This window comes from Paraburkholderia sp. SEWSISQ10-3 4, assembly GCF_030464785.1.
Taxonomy (GTDB): Bacteria; Pseudomonadota; Gammaproteobacteria; order Burkholderiales; family Burkholderiaceae; genus Paraburkholderia; species Paraburkholderia aspalathi.
This window is the reverse complement of record NZ_JALPRI010000015.1, coordinates 168819-184432: the sequence shown is the minus strand read 5'-3', so window position 1 is coordinate 184432 and position 15614 is coordinate 168819. Positions and strand designations below refer to the sequence as shown.

Here is a 15614-nt window from a genome sequence, read left to right as displayed (position 1 = left end):
TCGCACCGCGCATCGCCGCGAAGCTCGACGTCGCGCAGATCAGCGATATCACCGCAGTGGACAGCGCCGATACGTTCGAGCGCCCGATCTACGCGGGCAACGCGATCGCCACGGTTCAATCTCAAGACCCGATCAAAGTCATCACGGTCCGCACGACCGGCTTTGACCCGGTCGCAGCAGAAGGCGGCAGCGCAACGGTCGAGAAGATCGAAGCGGCAGCTGACACGGGCCTGTCGCAGTTCGTGAGCCGTGAAGTGACGAAGCTGGATCGTCCGGAACTGACCTCGGCGAAGATCATCGTCTCGGGTGGCCGTGGTCTGGGCAATGGCGAGAACTACACCAAGGTTCTGGAGCCGCTGGCGGACAAGCTGAACGCAGCGCTGGGCGCATCGCGCGCGGCCGTCGATGCGGGCTTCGTACCGAACGACTATCAGGTCGGCCAGACCGGCAAGATCGTCGCGCCGCAACTGTATGTGGCGGTCGGTATCTCGGGTGCGATCCAGCATCTGGCCGGCATGAAGGACTCGAAGGTTATCGTGGCGATCAACAAGGACCCGGAAGCGCCGATTTTCAGCGTCGCCGATTATGGTCTGGTGGGCGACTTGTTCACGGTCGTGCCGGAACTCGTTAGCGAGCTCGGCTAACAGCCACAGCGCCATGTAAAAGGCGTCTGGCAGCACACAAAGGGCGTGGGACCTATCAAGTCCGGCGCCCTTTTTCATATCGACAGGCAGGAGGAGAACTGAAATGAGCTATACGGCGCCCATCAAGGACATGCTGTTCGTGATGAAAGAACTGGCCGGTCTCGAAGATATCGCGACGCTGCCAGGCTTCGAAGATGCGAACCTCGACACGGCGCAAGCCGTGCTCGACGAATCGGCGAAACTGTGCGGCGAAGTGCTGGCGCCGCTGAATGTGGAAGGCGATCGCAATCCGAGCAGCTGGAAAGACGGCGTGGTCACCACAACGCCCGGTTTCAAGGACGCATTCCGCCAGTTCGGCGAAGGCGGCTGGCAAGGCGTGCAACATCCGGTTGACTACGAAGGCCAGGGCCTGCCCAAGCTGATCGCCACAGCCTGTATCGAGATGCTGAACGCGTCGAACCTGTCGTTCGCGCTGTGCCCGCTGCTCACAGACGGCGCCATCGAGGCGCTGCTCACGGCGGGCAGCGAAGAGCAGAAACAAACCTACGTGCCCAAGCTGATTTCCGGCGAGTGGACCGGCACGATGAACCTGACCGAGCCGCAGGCCGGCTCCGATCTCGCGCTGGTGCGCACGCGCGCCGAGCCGCAGGGCGATGGTTCGTTCAAGCTGTTCGGCACCAAGATTTTCATCACGTGGGGCGAGCACGACATGGCGAAGAACATCGCCCATCTCGTGCTGGCGCGCACGCCGAATGCACCGGAAGGCGTGAAGGGCATTTCGCTTTTCATCGTGCCGAAGTTTCTTATTAACGAAGACGGCTCGCTTGGAGAGCGTAACGACGTGCATTGCGTGTCGATCGAGCACAAGCTCGGCATCAAGGCGAGCCCGACCGCGGTGCTGCAATTCGGCGATCACGGCGGCGCAATCGGTCATCTGATCGGCGAAGAAAATCGCGGCCTCGAGTACATGTTCATCATGATGAACGCAGCGCGTTTCGCGGTGGGCATGCAAGGTGTTGCCGTGTCGGACCGTGCGTATCAGCAAGCGGTGGCGTATGCGAAGGATCGCGTGCAAAGCCGGCCGGTGGATGGCTCCGCGAAACAATCGGTGGCGATCATTCAGCACCCGGACGTGCGCCGCATGCTTGCGACGATGCGTGGTCTCACCGAAGCGTCGCGCGCGTTGGCGTATGTCGCCGCGGCTCACTGCGATATCGCGCATCGTCATCCCGACGAAGCAAAACGTGTTGAGCATCAAGCGATCTACGAATACCTGGTGCCGATCGTGAAGGGCTGGAGCACGGAGTTGTCGATCGACGTGACGAGCCTCGGCGTGCAGGTGCATGGCGGCATGGGTTTCATCGAAGAAACCGGCGCCGCGCAGTACTACCGCGACGCGCGCATTCTGCCGATCTACGAAGGGACGACCGCGATCCAGGCCAACGACCTGATCGGACGCAAGACCGTGCGCGACGGCGGCAAGGTGGCGAAGGCGCTGCTGGCCGGCGTGGCTGAAACGATCGAGGCGCTCGGCGTGCAGCAAGGCGCTGCGTTTGAATCGATGAAGAAGTATCTGACCCAGGGTCATCGCTCGCTCGCCGCGGCGGTTGATTTCGTTGTCACTAATACGAAGAGTGATCCGAACGCGGTGTTCGCCGGCAGCGTGCCGTACCTGAAGCTGGCGGGCATTGTTCTGGGCGGCTGGCAGATGGCGCGTGCGTTGCTCGTGGCGGCCGAAAAGCGCGCTGAAGATCCGTCGTTCTATGGCGCGAAGATCGCAACCGCGCAGTTTTATGCTGAGCATGTGCTGCCGCTGGCGTCGGCGTTGGAAGCTTCGATCGTCAGCGCGAAGGGTGGAGAGAGTGTGCTGGCGTTGTCGGACGATCAGTTCTGATGTTGCCTTTCTGTCGAGCCAGGTAGCGAAGGCTCGCGCGTAAAAAACAAACGGCGCCTTATTCAAGGCGCCGTTTGTTTTGTCAGACCGGTTTGTCTGCGATGACGAACCGGCGTAACCGCTCGCGAAGCGTTAAAACATTAAACCTTAGGCATAAGCCGGACGATGCGCACCGCCGATCTCGCCGAGATAGCGATGCACCGACAGATCGTCCGCCTTGATGGCCGGTTGCTTGCTCGACATCACGTCGGCCAGCAACTGACCCGAGCCGCACGACATCGTCCAACCCAGCGTGCCGTGACCCGTGTTCAGGAACAGGTTCGGCACAGGGGTGCGGCCGACGATCGGCGTGCCGTCCGGCGTCATCGGACGCAGACCAGTCCAGAAGGTCGCCTTCGACGTATCGCCGCCGCCCGGGAACAGATCGTTCACGCACAGTTCCAGCGTTTCGCGGCGCGCCTGGCGCAACGATTTGTCAAAGCCGACGATCTCCGCCATGCCGCCGACGCGAATCCGGTCGTCGAAGCGCGTGATCGCGATCTTGTACGTTTCGTCGAGCACGGTCGAAATCGGCGCGGATGCTTCGTTGACGATCGGCGCCGTGATCGAATAGCCCTTGAGCGGGTAGACCGGAATCTTCACGAGGCCGGACAGGAACTTGGTCGAATACGAACCGAGCGCGACGACAAACGAATCCGCACGCACCAGTTCATCGCCGCACTGCACGCCGGCGATGCGGTCGCCCGCCATGGCGAGGGAGTCGATCGGCGTGTTGTAGCGGAATTTGACGCCCAGTTGCTCGGCCATCGCGGCGAGGCGCGTGGTGAACATCTGGCAGTCGCCGGTTTCGTCGCCCGGCAGGCGCAGGCCGCCCGTCAGCTTGTGCGACACCGCGGCGAGTGCCGGTTCAGCTTGCGCGAGTTCGGCCGCCGACAGCAGTTCATATGGCACGTTGGCTTCCTGCAGCACCGCGATGTCTTTCGCTGCGCCGTCGAACTGCTGTTGCGTGCGGAACACCTGCAGCGTGCCGCCGGTGCGGCCTTCGTACTGGATGCCGGTTTCGGCGCGCAGCGCTTGCAAACAATCGCGGCTGTATTCGGCGAGGCGGACCATACGGCCCTTGTTCACCGCATAACGCGCCGACGTGCAGTTCTGCAGCATCTGCCACATCCATTGCAACTGGAATTGCGTGCCGTCGAGGCGGATCGCGAGAGGCGCGTGTTTCTGGAACATCCACTTGACGGCCTTCAGCGGCACGCCCGGCGCGGCCCACGGCGACGCGTAGCCCGGCGAGATCTGGCCGGCATTGGCAAAGCTGGTTTCGAGCGCCGGGCCGGCCTCGCGGTCGATGACGGTCACTTCATGACCGGCGCGCGCGAGGTAATAAGCACTCGTCACTCCGACAACGCCACTGCCCAAAACGACGACTCGCATAGCTGCTCCAGGATGTTCAATAAGAGGTCTGAGGACGGTGCGCTCGTCGATTCGTTTGAATTCATTCGATTAACAAGGTGTAACGCGGATCGCCCAGTGATAACCGCTATACTATTAACAGTCAGGCAGGTTTTGTTATTGTATTTTCAAGATTTTCAGCAAAAACACCATGCGTACACAGCGCCAACCGATCCGGGCTCTCGACAAACTCGATCACAAGATTCTGCGGCTCCTGCAGCAGGACGGCCGGATGGCGATGAAAGACCTCGCCGAGCAGGTCGGGCTGTCCGTCACGCCGTGCATCGAACGCGTCAAGCGGATGGAGCGCGACGGCGTGATCACCGGCTACCACGCGCGTGTGAACCCGGCCGAGCTGGGCGCGGCGCTGCTGGTATTTGTCGAGATCACGCTCGATCACAAGAGCGGCAACATGTTCGACCAGTTCCGCCGCGAGGTGCAGAAGATCCCCGAGGTACTGGAGTGCCACCTCGTCTCGGGCGACTTCGACTATCTGATCAAGGCGCGCATCGGCGAAATGGCCGACTACCGGAAGCTGCTGGGGGACATCCTGCTGCAACTGCCCGGCGCGGTGCAGTCGAAGAGCTACGTGGTCATGGAAGAGATCAAGGAAACGCTGACGATTGCGGTCGGCGATTAGCTCGCGTGGGAGTTGCGTAGCTGGGCTCGACAAACGGCGTAAACACTGTATATTTATACAGGTGTTTTGCGCCGTTTTGCTTTTTGCGTGCTCCAGCCGTGACCGACTCCGACACCCACTCCGCCAACGAATTTCCGATTGCTCCGCCCACGCCTCGCAAGGGGCGCGGCGCGGTGACGAATCTGCAAGGCCGTTACGAAGTCGACCAGCGTGAAGTGGTGGACGACGGCTGGCTTGCGTCGTCGGAGGAAGACGGTGAACCCAAGGTCTTACGCACGCAGGTTTTCGAAGAGCGGGCCAAGACCATCCTCACGCGTAACGCGTCGCCGGATATTCCGTTCAGCGTGTCGCTGAACCCATATCGGGGCTGCGAACATGGGTGCATCTACTGCTTCGCGCGGCCCACGCATAGTTATCTGGGGCTGTCGCCGGGGCTCGACTTCGAAAGCCGTATCTACGCGAAGATTAATGCGCCTGAGTTGCTCGAGCGCGAGTTGTCGAAGAAGTCTTATGTGCCGGAGCCGATCGCGCTTGGCGTCAACACCGACGCCTGGCAACCCGTCGAACGCGATTTGCGCCTTACGCGGCGCGTGGTCGAGGTGCTCAGCGAGCGTGGACAACCGTTCGCGGCGATCACCAAATCGTCGCTGATCGAACGGGATATCGATCTGCTTGCGCCTATGGCGGCGCGCGGGCAGTTCATGGCGGCGATCACCATCACCACGCTGGACGCCGATATCGCGCGCACGCTTGAGCCGCGTGCGGCCACGCCGTCGCGGCGGTTGCGCACGATCCGTACGTTGAGCGAGGCGGGTATTCCGGTTGGCGTCAGCATCGCGCCGGTGATTCCGTTCGTCACCGAGCCGGACATGGAGCGCGTGCTGGAAGCGTGTGCGGAGGCAGGCGCAAGCCATGCGAGCTACATCGTGCTGCGTTTGCCGTGGGAGGTGGCACCGCTATTCAAGGATTGGCTCGCGGCGCATTTTCCCGATCGGGCTGACCGGGTGATGAGCCGCGTGCGCGATATGCGGGGCGGGAAGGACTATGACTCGAACTTCGCCACTCGAATGAAGGGGGAGGGTTTGTGGGCGGATTTGCTGAAGCAGCGCTTCCACAATGCTGTGCGCCGGCTTGGGTTAAATCGGCGCGACCGCGGCATTCTGGATATGTCGCACTTTCGCCGGGTTGAGCCGGTGCGCGCTGAACCTTCGCCGCACGACAATCCCCAATTGAGGCTGTTTTAGCGCGGCGCGCAGTGGGTCATTGCGACAGTGCTTTGGCGGCCTGAACCTGACCTTCGAAGTAAGTCTGGAACGAGATCGCGAGGCCTGTCATCAGCAGGAACGCGCCGATCAGCAGTGAAAAGATCACGATGAAAATGACGGTCCAGCCAGAGCGGCTTTTGCGCTGGGTTTGTGCGTTGAACTGCGCGTCCCATTTTTCATCCGGACGCAGGCCGTAGACGATCGCGGCCAGAAAAGCGGAGAGCAGCGAAACGGCGCCGAAAAACGCGAGCACCCAGCCGAGCATCGAGGCTCGTTCACTCGCCACCACCAGCATGGCGCCTGGAATCCCGATCAGCGTGCCGAGCAGGTGCGCCCAGCCGTAGATGTCGCGCAAGCCGTACAAATAGAAGCGGTGTGCGCCGATGCTGCCGAAGAAGAAGGCCAGCGCTGCGGTAATCGTCTTGGATCTGAAATGCGAGGAAGTCGAAGCAAGGGTGGACATGTAGGCGAGGGCAGAGTGACAACAGGCAATTGGAAGGAGCGGGGCGCCGGTGGGCGGGCCGACGCGCATTCTACGCCCGCGGCACGCATACGGCTAAGGCTAAGGCGCTGAATAGGTCACGCGATAGATTGCGCCGGCGTAGTCGTCGCTGATCAGGAGCGAGCCGTCAGGCATTGGTTGCACGTCGGCGGGGCGGCCCCATACTGATTCGCCTGGCTGGAGCCAGCCCTCGGCAAAGACTTCCTGGCGCGCGTTGCTGCCGTCCGGGTCGGTGATCACTCGCACGACGCGGTAGCCGACCTTTTTGCTGCGATTCCACGAGCCGTGTTCGGCAATAAAAATATTGTTGCGATAAGCGGCCGGGAACATCGAGCCGCTGTAAAAACGCATGCCGATCGCGGCGACGTGCGCGCCGAGTTTGACAACCGGCGGCGTGAAGGCGCTGCATGGATGATCTTTGCCGAATTCGGGGTCGGGCGTGTCGCCGCCGTGGCAGTACGGAAAGCCGAAATCCATGCCGGCGCGCGGAGCGCGGTTGAGTTTGTCGTCCGGTACGTCGTCGCCCATCAGGTCGCGGCCGTTATCGGTGAACCACAACTCATGCGTCACCGGATGCCACGCAAAGCCGACGGTGTTGCGAATGCCGCGCGCCACGACTTCATAATGGCTGCCGTCCGGGTCCATGCGGCCGATCATCCCAAAGCGGTCGCGGCCCTTCAGGCAGACGTTGCAGGGCGCACCTTGCGGCACGTACAGCTTGCCATCCGGGCCGAAAGCGATGAATTTCCAGCCATGATGGGTCTCCGTCGGCAGTGAGTCGGTGACCACGACCGGCTTGGGCGGATCATTCAGATGGGCGTCGATCGCGTCAAAGCGTAGAATTTTCGACACTGCGGAGACGTACAGCGTGCCATCCCGCCATGCCACGCCTGCCGGCGTTTCCAGGCCGGAGGCGATCACGTGGCGAGCCGTGACGCGCCCATTCTGCAATTCGAGCGCGTAGACGTGACCGTCAAGGCTGCCTATATAAAGAATGCCCTTCGGCGAGAGCGCCATGGCCCGTGCGCTTGGTACGGCGTCCGAGAGGACCTCGATGTGGAAGCCGGGCGGCAGTTTGATGCGCTCGACCGGCAGCGCGGCCAGCACCGGCAGGGCCGTGGCGGCGAGCAACAACGCTGCGCTTGCTCGCAGGGCTTGAGCGCGGGCGGCGCGCAAAAAGCCTGTAATCGGCGAAAAGCCGGCAGCTCGCCGAAAGACGGCGCGTGAAGCGAAAAAAAACGCAGCTGGCGGCAGGAGTTTCACGGGCGTTCCGTCAGGTAATTCGGGCGTTTCGGCGTGTTTCGAGGGCTTGGCCTGTATGGCCGGCACAACCCCGTCGTGCAGTTTATCCCGGTAAGTGTTTGTTATGGCGTCGGTTTCCCGCTATAATCGCGTGTTTCAGTCGTTCCGAACCCCGGTTTTCAAGGATTCTAGTATGGTCATCATCCGCTTGGCTCGTGGCGGCTCCAAGAAGCGCCCGTTCTACAACATCGTCGCAACCGATTCGCGTAACCGTCGTGACGGCCGCTTCATCGAACGCGTTGGCTTCTACAACCCGGTCGCTACGAAGGGTGAGTCGCTGCGTATCGCTCAAGATCGCCTGACGTACTGGCAAGGTGTTGGCGCACAACTGTCGCCGACCGTTCAGCGTCTCGTGAAAGAAGCGCAAAAGGCGCAGCCGGCTGCTTAATGGTAGCTAGCAAGCGTATCGTCGTCGGTTCGGCCGGCGGCTCGCGCAGCTTGCGTGAGCAGTCCGATGCGCGAGTTTTGCTGAAGCAGACGTCGAAGTTGGCAGCGAGGTTCTCTTATGTCTGAACGTGATTCCGGCAATTCAGGTCGCGTAAAGGCAAAAGCGGCAGCCCCGCGCGCGAAGACGTCTGGTCAGGCGCCGTTCGGTGCATTCGTCCGCAAGCCGGCCGAAGCGGCCGAAGGGCAGGCGAAAGCCAAAGTTGTAAACGCCGCTTCCAGCGCAGCAGAAATGCGAGCGGAAACGGTGGAAAGCTGGCCGGCCGATGCGGTCGAGGTCGGTGCAATCGTCGACGCTTACGGCCTCAAAGGCTGGGTCAAGGTAGCCGCGCATGCGGATGCCGGCCACGGCGGAGACGCATTGCTAAGCGCGAAGCGCTGGTGGTTGCTGAAAGGCCACGAGCGCAAGTCGGCGCCGTCATTACAGGCAAAAACGCATAGCGACAGTATCGTTGCTCATCTGGGCGGCGTAGCTGACCGCGATGTGGCACTGGCACTGCGCGGCACGCGCGTTTATATCAGCCGCAGCGAATTTCCGGCCCTCGGGGCCGACGAATTCTACTGGGTCGACCTGCTCGGCCTGGATGTGGTGAACGTTGCCGGGGTCCACCTCGGCAAGGTTGCAGACATGATCGACAACGGTGCGCACTCGGTGTTGCGCATCGAATATCCGGATACCGACAAAAGCGGCAAGCCGGTCACCGGCGAGCGTTTGATCCCGTTCGTCGGCGTCTTTGTCAAAACGGTGGATCAGGCGGCGAAGCAGATCATCGTCGACTGGGAAACCGATTACTAAATAACTCGCTGACTGGAGAGAGCGATGCAGTTCGATGTCGTGACGCTCTTTCCTGACATGTTTCGTGCGCTGACCGACTGGGGCATCACCAGCCGTGCGGCGAAGCAGGAGCGCTACGGGTTGCGCACGTGGAATCCACGCGATTTCACTACCGACAACTACCGCACAATCGACGATCGCCCCTACGGCGGCGGCCCCGGCATGGTGATGCTGGCCAAGCCCCTGGAAGACGCGATCGGCGCGGCGAAAGCAGCGCAGGCGGAGCAGGGCATCGGCGCGTCGCGCGTCGTGATGATGTCGCCGCAAGGCGCCACGCTGAATCACGATCGCGTCATGCAGTTCGCGGCTGAGCCCGGTCTGATCCTGTTGTGCGGGCGCTATGAAGCGATCGATCAGCGTTTGCTCGACCGTGTCGTCGACGAAGAGGTCAGCCTCGGCGACTTCGTGCTGTCAGGCGGCGAATTGCCGGCGATGGCGTTGATGGATGCCGTGGTACGTCAGTTGCCCGGCGTGCTGAACGATTCGCAGTCGGCGGTGCAGGACAGTTTCGTCGACGTGCTGCTGGATTGTCCGCATTACACGCGTCCGGAGGAATACGACGGCGTGCGTGTGCCTGATGTGCTGCTTGGCGGCCATCATGCGGAAATCGAAGCGTGGCGTCGGCGTGAAGCCTTGCGCAACACGTTGAACAAACGGCCCGATCTGATCGTGAAGGCCAGAAAGAACAAGATGTTGAGCCGTGCCGACGAGGCATGGCTTACGAGTCTCGCGAAGGAAGTGTCGAAGGCGTAAGGCCTTGGGCTTTCGAGCGGACATAGGCGGTGCCGCGCATGCGTGTACGGCGCCAGATGTGAACCCATCCTCTATCGGGGCCGTAGCCAAGCAGTTTCTGTGAGGCAGGTACGAACGCCGACAAGATGGACCTAGGAGTCAGTGATGAATCTGATTGCAATACTCGAGCAGGAAGAAATCGGCCGTGCCCTCGGCGAGAAGACCATCCCCGAATTCGCCCCTGGCGATACGGTGATCGTCAGCGTGAACGTGGTTGAAGGTACGCGTAAGCGTGTTCAGGCTTACGAAGGCGTCGTGATCGCCAAGCGTAACCGTGGTCTGAATTCGTCGTTCATCGTCCGCAAGATTTCGTCGGGCGAAGGCGTCGAGCGTACGTTCCAGACGTACTCGCCGCTGCTGGCAAGCATCGTCGTGAAGCGTCGTGGCGATGTGCGTCGTGCGAAGCTGTACTACCTGCGCGACCGTTCGGGCAAGTCGGCTCGGATCAAGGAAAAGCTGGTCGCCAAGAAAGACCGCGCTGCTCCGGAAGCGTAAAAGCTGTAAGAAAAAGCACCCCTCGCGGGTGCTTTTTTGTTTGCCAGGTCAAAATAGCGGAATGTCCCCTAACCGCTCATTCCGAGAGACCCGTTGATCCGCCCCGCCTTTGAGCCTGAAACTCTACCTGTCGAAGCGACGGGTGCCGATCTGCCACCGGTGGTTGCCGGGCGCCTGACGCCCGACGGTCTGCGTGCGCGCTTCGAGCAGCGTCTGAGTTGGACGCCTGAGCCGATTATCGAAGCACCGTGGCGCGATACGCACGTCGATCCGCGCGTTGCCGCCGTGCTGGTGCCGCTGGTCGTGCGCGACAACGGCCTCACTGTCCTCCTGACTCAACGTGCCGACCATCTGAACGACCACGCCGGCCAGGTGAGTTTTCCCGGCGGCCGTCATGAACCGTTCGACGCGGATGCAACCGCCACGGCGTTGCGCGAGGCACAGGAAGAGGTCGGTCTCGATCCGTCGCGCGTTGAAATTCTCGGTGCGTTGCCCGACTATCTGACGGGCACCGGTTTTCGGGTGACGCCCGTGATCGGTCTGGTGCATCCGCCCTTCACGTTGAAAGCAGATGCGCTCGAAGTGGCCGAAGTCTTCGAAGTACCGCTCGCTTTCCTGATGAACCCTGCGCATCACGAAGAGCGCGTGTTTCGTTACGAAGGCGGCCAGCGCCGCTTTTTCGCCATGCCCTATCCGCGGGCCGAGTCGGCGGAAGCTGCGGACCGCGAGGGGCAGGTGGGTGGCCACTACTTCATCTGGGGGGCGACGGCGGCGATGCTGCGCAACTTCTATCGCTTTCTCGCGGCTTGAATCGCCGCGGGTTGTGCACTTGTTGGGTGTTTGTCAACGTCCGTGCTCAGTGGCATCCGACCCTGTGCTATCGTTATAAAACAATCGTAAAAACTCGAAAAGCACGGCGCATCGCATGACTTTTTTCTCCGTATTGCTGGCTCTGATTATTGAACAGGTCCGCGCGCTGTCGCTGAACAATCCGGTGGCGGCATTGCTTCAATACCATGCGGAGTCGGCGGCGCACGGATTCGATGCCGGCAAGCCCAAGCACGGCTTGCTCGCGTGGCTGGTGGTGGTGGTGCCCTGGACGCTGGCCGTCGCGCTCATCTACTACGTGCTGTATCACATTCACTTCGCGCTGGCGTTCCTGTGGAACGTCGCGGTGCTGTACTTCACGCTCGGCTTCCGGCAGTTCAGCCATTACTTCACGGACATCCACCTCGCGTTGAACAACGACGACGTCCCGCGTGCGCGTGAAATCCTGAATGAATGGACCGGGCTCGATACCGTGGATATGCCCGTCAGCGAGATCGTGCGTCATACGCTGATTCACGCGGTGGTCGCCTCGCATCGCCATGTGTTCGGCGTGTTCTTCTGGTTCCTGATTCCGGTCGGGCCGGCGGGCGCGGTGCTGTATCGCATCGCCGAGTATCTGGCGCGCACGTGGGCACGGCCGGTCGACGATCGCACGGCGGCGTTTTCGAGCTTCGCGCAACGTGCTTTCTTCGTGATCGACTGGGTGCCGGCGCGGCTCACATCGCTGGGCTTTGCGATTGTCGGCAATTTCGAAGACGCGATTTATGCATGGCGCAACCATGCGCGTCAGTGGCCGGATGCGAACGACGGCGTGTTGCTGGCTGCGGGAAGCGGTGCGTTGGGCGCGCGATTGAGCGGGCCGCTTGCTGAACCCTCGAGCCTCGATGCACTGACCACCGGCGACGGCGGCCCGATGCAGGTCGGCGACGACTGCACGCCGCGTACGCTGCAATCGGCGGTGGGTCTCGTGTGGCGTGCGGTGGTGCTATGGATGATTTTGCTGTTGATGCTGACGATCGCGGTGTGGCTTGCCTGATGCAGCTCGCTTGAGTCAGCGCGCAAATAACGCAACGCAGAAAAAAGCCGGGTCATGAGAACCCGGCTTTTTTATTGCCCACGGCACGGTGGTTTTACCGCGCCGCACCTGAGTCTCAACCCCTTCACCCATCCAGCGGATCCCGCGCCGTCCCACATTGCCAACACACCGTGAACTGCGCCTCAAGCGTCTCCCCGCACTGACGGCATCGCCACGAAGGCGACCCCGCAGCCGGGCCATGCGAAGCCGCATCGATCAACCGCCGTGCCATCACCTCATCGCGCTCATCCACAAGCCACAGCTCCGGCGCGCACTGATCCGCCGGAATATCGCCGAGCGCGCCGTTCAGATAGCGGTTGTGCAACTCGCAAGCGATGCCCGCCGTCTCCAGCACATTGACCCAATGCTGTCCGATGATCAGATTCGGCGCGCGCATCAATTTCATCGTGAATCCATGGTTTGACAGCGGCGCGCGTTAGCGCACGATCTGGCTGGCTTCGTGCACCAGTTGTGCATACAGGGCATGCCGTTCGCGCCGGATGCGGCCATCGGCGACAGCTTCGAGAATCGCGCAACCCGGCTCCTGCAAGTGATGGCAGTTGTAGAAGCGGCAGTTCGGCAGCAACGGCCGGAACTCGGGAAACGCGCGTTCGAGCCGGCCTTCGGTCAGATGGTGCAGGCCGAATTCCTGGAAGCCCGGCGAATCGATCAACGCACCGCCGTCGGCGCCAGGCAAAGGGTAGAGCCGCGTGAACGTGGTGGTGTGCCGGCCGCTGTTCAACGCGGTCGAGATCTCGCGCGTCGCGACTTCGGCATCCGGAATCAGCAGATTCACTAACGTCGATTTGCCCATGCCGGACTGGCCGAGCAGCAGCGTCGAGTGACCTTGCAGATGCTCGAGCAAAGCGGGGCGCGCGGCCTCAGGCTGCGTCTTGATCGACACTTCGACCACGGTGTAGCCGAGCGCGCGGTACGGCTCGAGCCGCTTGCGCGCGCCTTCCAGCGCGCCGGTCACGTCGATCTTGTTCAGCACGATCAACGGCTTCAACTCGTTTGCCTCAGCGGCGACCAGCGCGCGGCCGAGCAGGTCTTCGCTGAAATGCGGCTCGGTTGCGAGCACGATCAGCAACTGGTCGAGATTCGCGGCAAACAGTTTCGACTTGTATTGATCGGAGCGATACAGCAGATTGCGCCGCTCGCCGATCTCGACGATCACACCCTGATCCGCCGAAGTCGGTTCGTAAATCACGCGGTCGCCAACCGCCACTTCGCTGCGCTTGCCGCGCGGGAAGCATTGAAGCATCGGACTGCCGTCTTCCGGCGCGACCAGGTAGTGTCGCCCGTGAGCGGCAATCACCAGGCCGCCTACGCGCGTGCTGGACGGCGCGCGCGGCGCTTTCGGGGAGCGGCCGCTCATGCGTGCCGCAGCAGGCGGTCGATCCGCTGCGACGCCGGCGGATGCGAGTAATAGAACGCGGTGTAGAGCGGATCGGGCGTCAGGGTTGACGCGTTGTCCTCGTACAGCTTGACGAGGGCATTGACGAGGTCTTGCGCATCGGTTTGCGTCGCGGCGAAGGCATCGGCCTCGAACTCGTGCTTGCGCGAGCTGAGGCTGCCGAGCGGCGTGACGAAGAACAGGAACACCGGCAGCGCGAGGAAGAACAGCACCAGCGCGAGGCCGCTATTGCCGCCGATCAGCGACGGCCGCACGCCCAGTCCTTCATAGAACCAGACGCATTGCGTCAGCCAGCCGAGCAGGGCGAGCATCACGAGGCTGAGCGCGAACATGACGACCATCCGCTTGATCACGTGACGGCGTTTGAAGTGGCCGAGTTCGTGCGCGAGCACCGCTTCGATCTCGTTGCCCGACAGGCGCGCGAGGAGCGTGTCGAAGAATACGATCCGTTTGGCCGCGCCGAAGCCGGTGAAATACGCATTGCCGTGTGCCGAACGGCGGCTGCCGTCCATCACGAACAGGCCTTTGGCGGCGAACCCGCAGCGCTTCATCAGCGCTTCGATGCGGCTTTTCAGCGCTTCGTCCTTGAGCGGCTCGAACTTGTTGAAGAGCGGCGCGATAAACGACGGATACAGCACCAGCACGAGCAACTGGAACGCGACCCAGACGATCCACGTCCACAGCCACCACAGGCTGCCCGCCTGGTTCATCAGCCATAGCACGACGAACAGCAGCGGCAGGCCGAACGCGGCGCCGAGCAGGACGCCCTTGAGACGGTCGAGGAAGAAAATACCCTTGCTCATGCGGTTGAAGCCGAAGCGTTGCTCGACCACGAATTGCCGGTAGTACTCGAACGGCAGATCGATCACGCTGGTGATCGCGATCACCGCCGCGACCAGCGCGATCTGACCGGCGTAGCCGCGGCCCAGCCAGTCGGAGATCGCCAGATCGAGCGCCTGCACGCCGCCCAGCAGCGTGAGCCCAATCAGCACTGCCGCGCCGACGACGATCTCGATCATGGTGAGGCGTGTGCGTTCGACGGTGTAGTCGGCGGCGCGCTGGTGCGCGGTGAGCGCGATGGTGCCGGCAAACTGGCTCGGCACCTGCTCGCGATGGCCGGCGACGAAGCGGATCTGCCGCGACGCGAGCCACAGCTTGGTGCCGACCATCGCCACGACGGCGACGACGAACAGAACAGTGAAGTACAGGGTAGGCATCCGGGGATTCCGTGGTATCTATGCGAGAATTATATGTTTCTTCCCGCCTGGCGGCGGGGGGATAAGATCAAACCCGGCTTTAACCAATCTCATACGAACATTCGCCGCGGCAAGCGCGCTTCCGGAGAAGCCGTCTGCGCGGCCATCAGGGCTGCCTTCATGACTGACATCCTCGCCTCCACCGAACAGCCGCCGCTCGTGCGCAGCGACATGAATCTCGTCTGGCTGGACATGGAAATGACCGGGCTCGAGCCGGACACCGACCGCATCATCGAAATCGCGGTGGTCGTGACGAATTCGACGCTCGACCGCCTGATCGAAGGGCCGGTGCTGGCGATTCATCAGAGCGACGAAACGCTCGCCAAAATGGATCAGTGGAACCAGAACACGCATGGCCGCTCGGGGCTGATCGACCGCGTGAAGGCGTCGACGGTGAGCGAGGCCGACGCTACCGAACAGATTCGCGAATTTCTTGGCGCTTATGTTCCGCCGGGCAAATCGCCGATGTGCGGCAACTCGATCTGCCAGGACCGCCGCTTCATGGCGCGCTGGATGCCGGATCTGGAACGCTTCTTCCATTACCGCAATCTCGACGTCAGCACGCTGAAGGAATTGTGCCGCCGCTGGCAGCCGGCGATCTACAAGGGTTTCCAGAAACGCGCCATGCACACGGCGCTGGCCGACATCCATGAATCGATCGACGAGCTGAAGTACTACCGCGAGCACTTCCTGATTCCGACGGCGCCGGAAGCGCCGGCGGCGGAGTAACGCAGCTGTGGCTGCGGCGGCGGTTGCGCTGTTAGTGGAGTAAC

17 protein-coding genes are annotated in these 15614 nt (G+C 62.1%); 11 read left to right on the top strand and 6 right to left on the bottom strand.

The genetic code is table 11. From position 1 onward, the window contains the following. On the top strand, positions 1 to 644 hold a 644-nt coding region (locus M0D68_RS25115; protein WP_266225642.1), incomplete at its 5' end, for an electron transfer flavoprotein subunit alpha/FixB family protein. 103 nt (positions 645 to 747) lie between these two features. Further along, a complete protein-coding gene (locus M0D68_RS25110) occupies positions 748 to 2538 on the top strand; it encodes an acyl-CoA dehydrogenase (protein ID WP_200622999.1) in 1791 nt (596 codons plus the stop codon). Between the two features lie 147 nt (positions 2539 to 2685). Here M0D68_RS25110 and M0D68_RS25105 read toward each other — a convergent pair whose 3' ends face one another. Beyond that, on the bottom strand, positions 2686 to 3972 hold the full coding sequence (locus M0D68_RS25105; protein WP_200623000.1) for a D-amino acid dehydrogenase: 1287 nt from the start codon (positions 3970 to 3972) through the stop codon (positions 2686 to 2688). Positions 3973 to 4141: 169 nt separating this feature from the next. Here M0D68_RS25105 and M0D68_RS25100 point away from each other — a divergent pair, with 169 nt between their 5' ends. Then, a complete protein-coding gene (locus tag M0D68_RS25100) occupies positions 4142 to 4630 on the top strand; it encodes an Lrp/AsnC ligand binding domain-containing protein (protein WP_054036112.1) in 489 nt (162 codons plus the stop codon). Between the two features lie 98 nt (positions 4631 to 4728). After that, complete coding sequence (locus tag M0D68_RS25095; RefSeq protein ID WP_200621391.1) at positions 4729 to 5874, top strand: PA0069 family radical SAM protein; 1146 nt, start codon at positions 4729 to 4731, stop codon at positions 5872 to 5874. A gap of 16 nt (positions 5875 to 5890) precedes the next feature. Here the strand turns inward: M0D68_RS25095 and M0D68_RS25090 are convergent, their stop codons facing one another. Both M0D68_RS25090 and M0D68_RS25085 read right to left on the bottom strand, forming a co-directional pair. Beyond that, positions 5891 to 6358 (bottom strand): NINE protein, encoded by a 468-nt coding sequence (locus tag M0D68_RS25090; RefSeq protein WP_093640629.1) that lies wholly within the window; start codon positions 6356 to 6358, stop codon positions 5891 to 5893. Positions 6359 to 6457: 99 nt separating this feature from the next. Continuing rightward, positions 6458 to 7549 (bottom strand): sorbosone dehydrogenase family protein, encoded by a 1092-nt coding sequence (locus M0D68_RS25085; protein WP_234487020.1) that lies wholly within the window; start codon positions 7547 to 7549, stop codon positions 6458 to 6460. A 283-nt stretch (positions 7550 to 7832) separates the two neighbouring features. Between M0D68_RS25085 and rpsP the strand changes: the two genes are divergently transcribed. The 6 genes from rpsP to M0D68_RS25055 all read left to right on the top strand — a co-directional run bounded on the left by rpsP (position 7833) and on the right by M0D68_RS25055 (position 12129). Then, positions 7833 to 8087: a 30S ribosomal protein S16 gene (rpsP, locus tag M0D68_RS25080; RefSeq protein WP_006476550.1), complete on the top strand. Its 255-nt coding sequence runs from the start codon at positions 7833 to 7835 to the stop codon at positions 8085 to 8087. Positions 8088 to 8204: 117 nt separating this feature from the next. After that, positions 8205 to 8939 (top strand): ribosome maturation factor RimM, encoded by a 735-nt coding sequence (gene rimM / locus M0D68_RS25075; RefSeq protein ID WP_200621392.1) that lies wholly within the window; start codon positions 8205 to 8207, stop codon positions 8937 to 8939. Between the two features lie 24 nt (positions 8940 to 8963). Next, complete coding sequence (gene trmD / locus M0D68_RS25070; RefSeq protein ID WP_054036120.1) at positions 8964 to 9731, top strand: tRNA (guanosine(37)-N1)-methyltransferase TrmD; 768 nt, start codon at positions 8964 to 8966, stop codon at positions 9729 to 9731. 144 nt (positions 9732 to 9875) lie between these two features. Next, positions 9876 to 10265, top strand: a complete 390-nt coding sequence (gene rplS / locus M0D68_RS25065) for a 50S ribosomal protein L19 (RefSeq protein WP_012433948.1) — start codon at positions 9876 to 9878, stop codon at positions 10263 to 10265. 93 nt (positions 10266 to 10358) lie between these two features. Next, positions 10359 to 11075, top strand: coding sequence for a CoA pyrophosphatase (locus M0D68_RS25060; protein ID WP_200621393.1), 717 nt, complete (start codon positions 10359 to 10361; stop codon positions 11073 to 11075). Between the two features lie 115 nt (positions 11076 to 11190). Further along, entirely contained in the window at positions 11191 to 12129 is a 939-nt protein-coding gene (locus tag M0D68_RS25055; RefSeq protein WP_093640616.1) for a CobD/CbiB family protein, read from the top strand. A 124-nt stretch (positions 12130 to 12253) separates the two neighbouring features. On the opposite strand, the gene M0D68_RS25050 is transcribed toward M0D68_RS25055, so the two are convergent. From M0D68_RS25050 to M0D68_RS25040, 3 genes are read right to left on the bottom strand one after another with little or no spacing between them, the layout of a single operon-like run. Next, a complete protein-coding gene (locus M0D68_RS25050; protein ID WP_093640613.1) occupies positions 12254 to 12574 on the bottom strand; it encodes a DUF2007 domain-containing protein in 321 nt (106 codons plus the stop codon). Positions 12575 to 12604: 30 nt separating this feature from the next. Next, the gene (rsgA, locus tag M0D68_RS25045; RefSeq protein ID WP_200621395.1) at positions 12605 to 13546 is read right to left on the bottom strand and encodes a ribosome small subunit-dependent GTPase A; all 942 of its coding nucleotides are present in this window, start codon (positions 13544 to 13546) and stop codon (positions 12605 to 12607) included. Continuing rightward, entirely contained in the window at positions 13543 to 14802 is a 1260-nt protein-coding gene (locus M0D68_RS25040; RefSeq protein ID WP_093640607.1) for a M48 family metallopeptidase, read from the bottom strand. Before M0D68_RS25040 ends, rsgA begins: the two co-directional genes overlap by 4 nt. Positions 14803 to 14961: 159 nt before the next feature. Here M0D68_RS25040 and orn point away from each other — a divergent pair, with 159 nt between their 5' ends. Beyond that, positions 14962 to 15570, top strand: a complete 609-nt coding sequence (gene orn, locus M0D68_RS25035; RefSeq protein WP_200621396.1) for an oligoribonuclease — start codon at positions 14962 to 14964, stop codon at positions 15568 to 15570. Positions 15571 to 15614 lie beyond the last annotated feature (44 nt).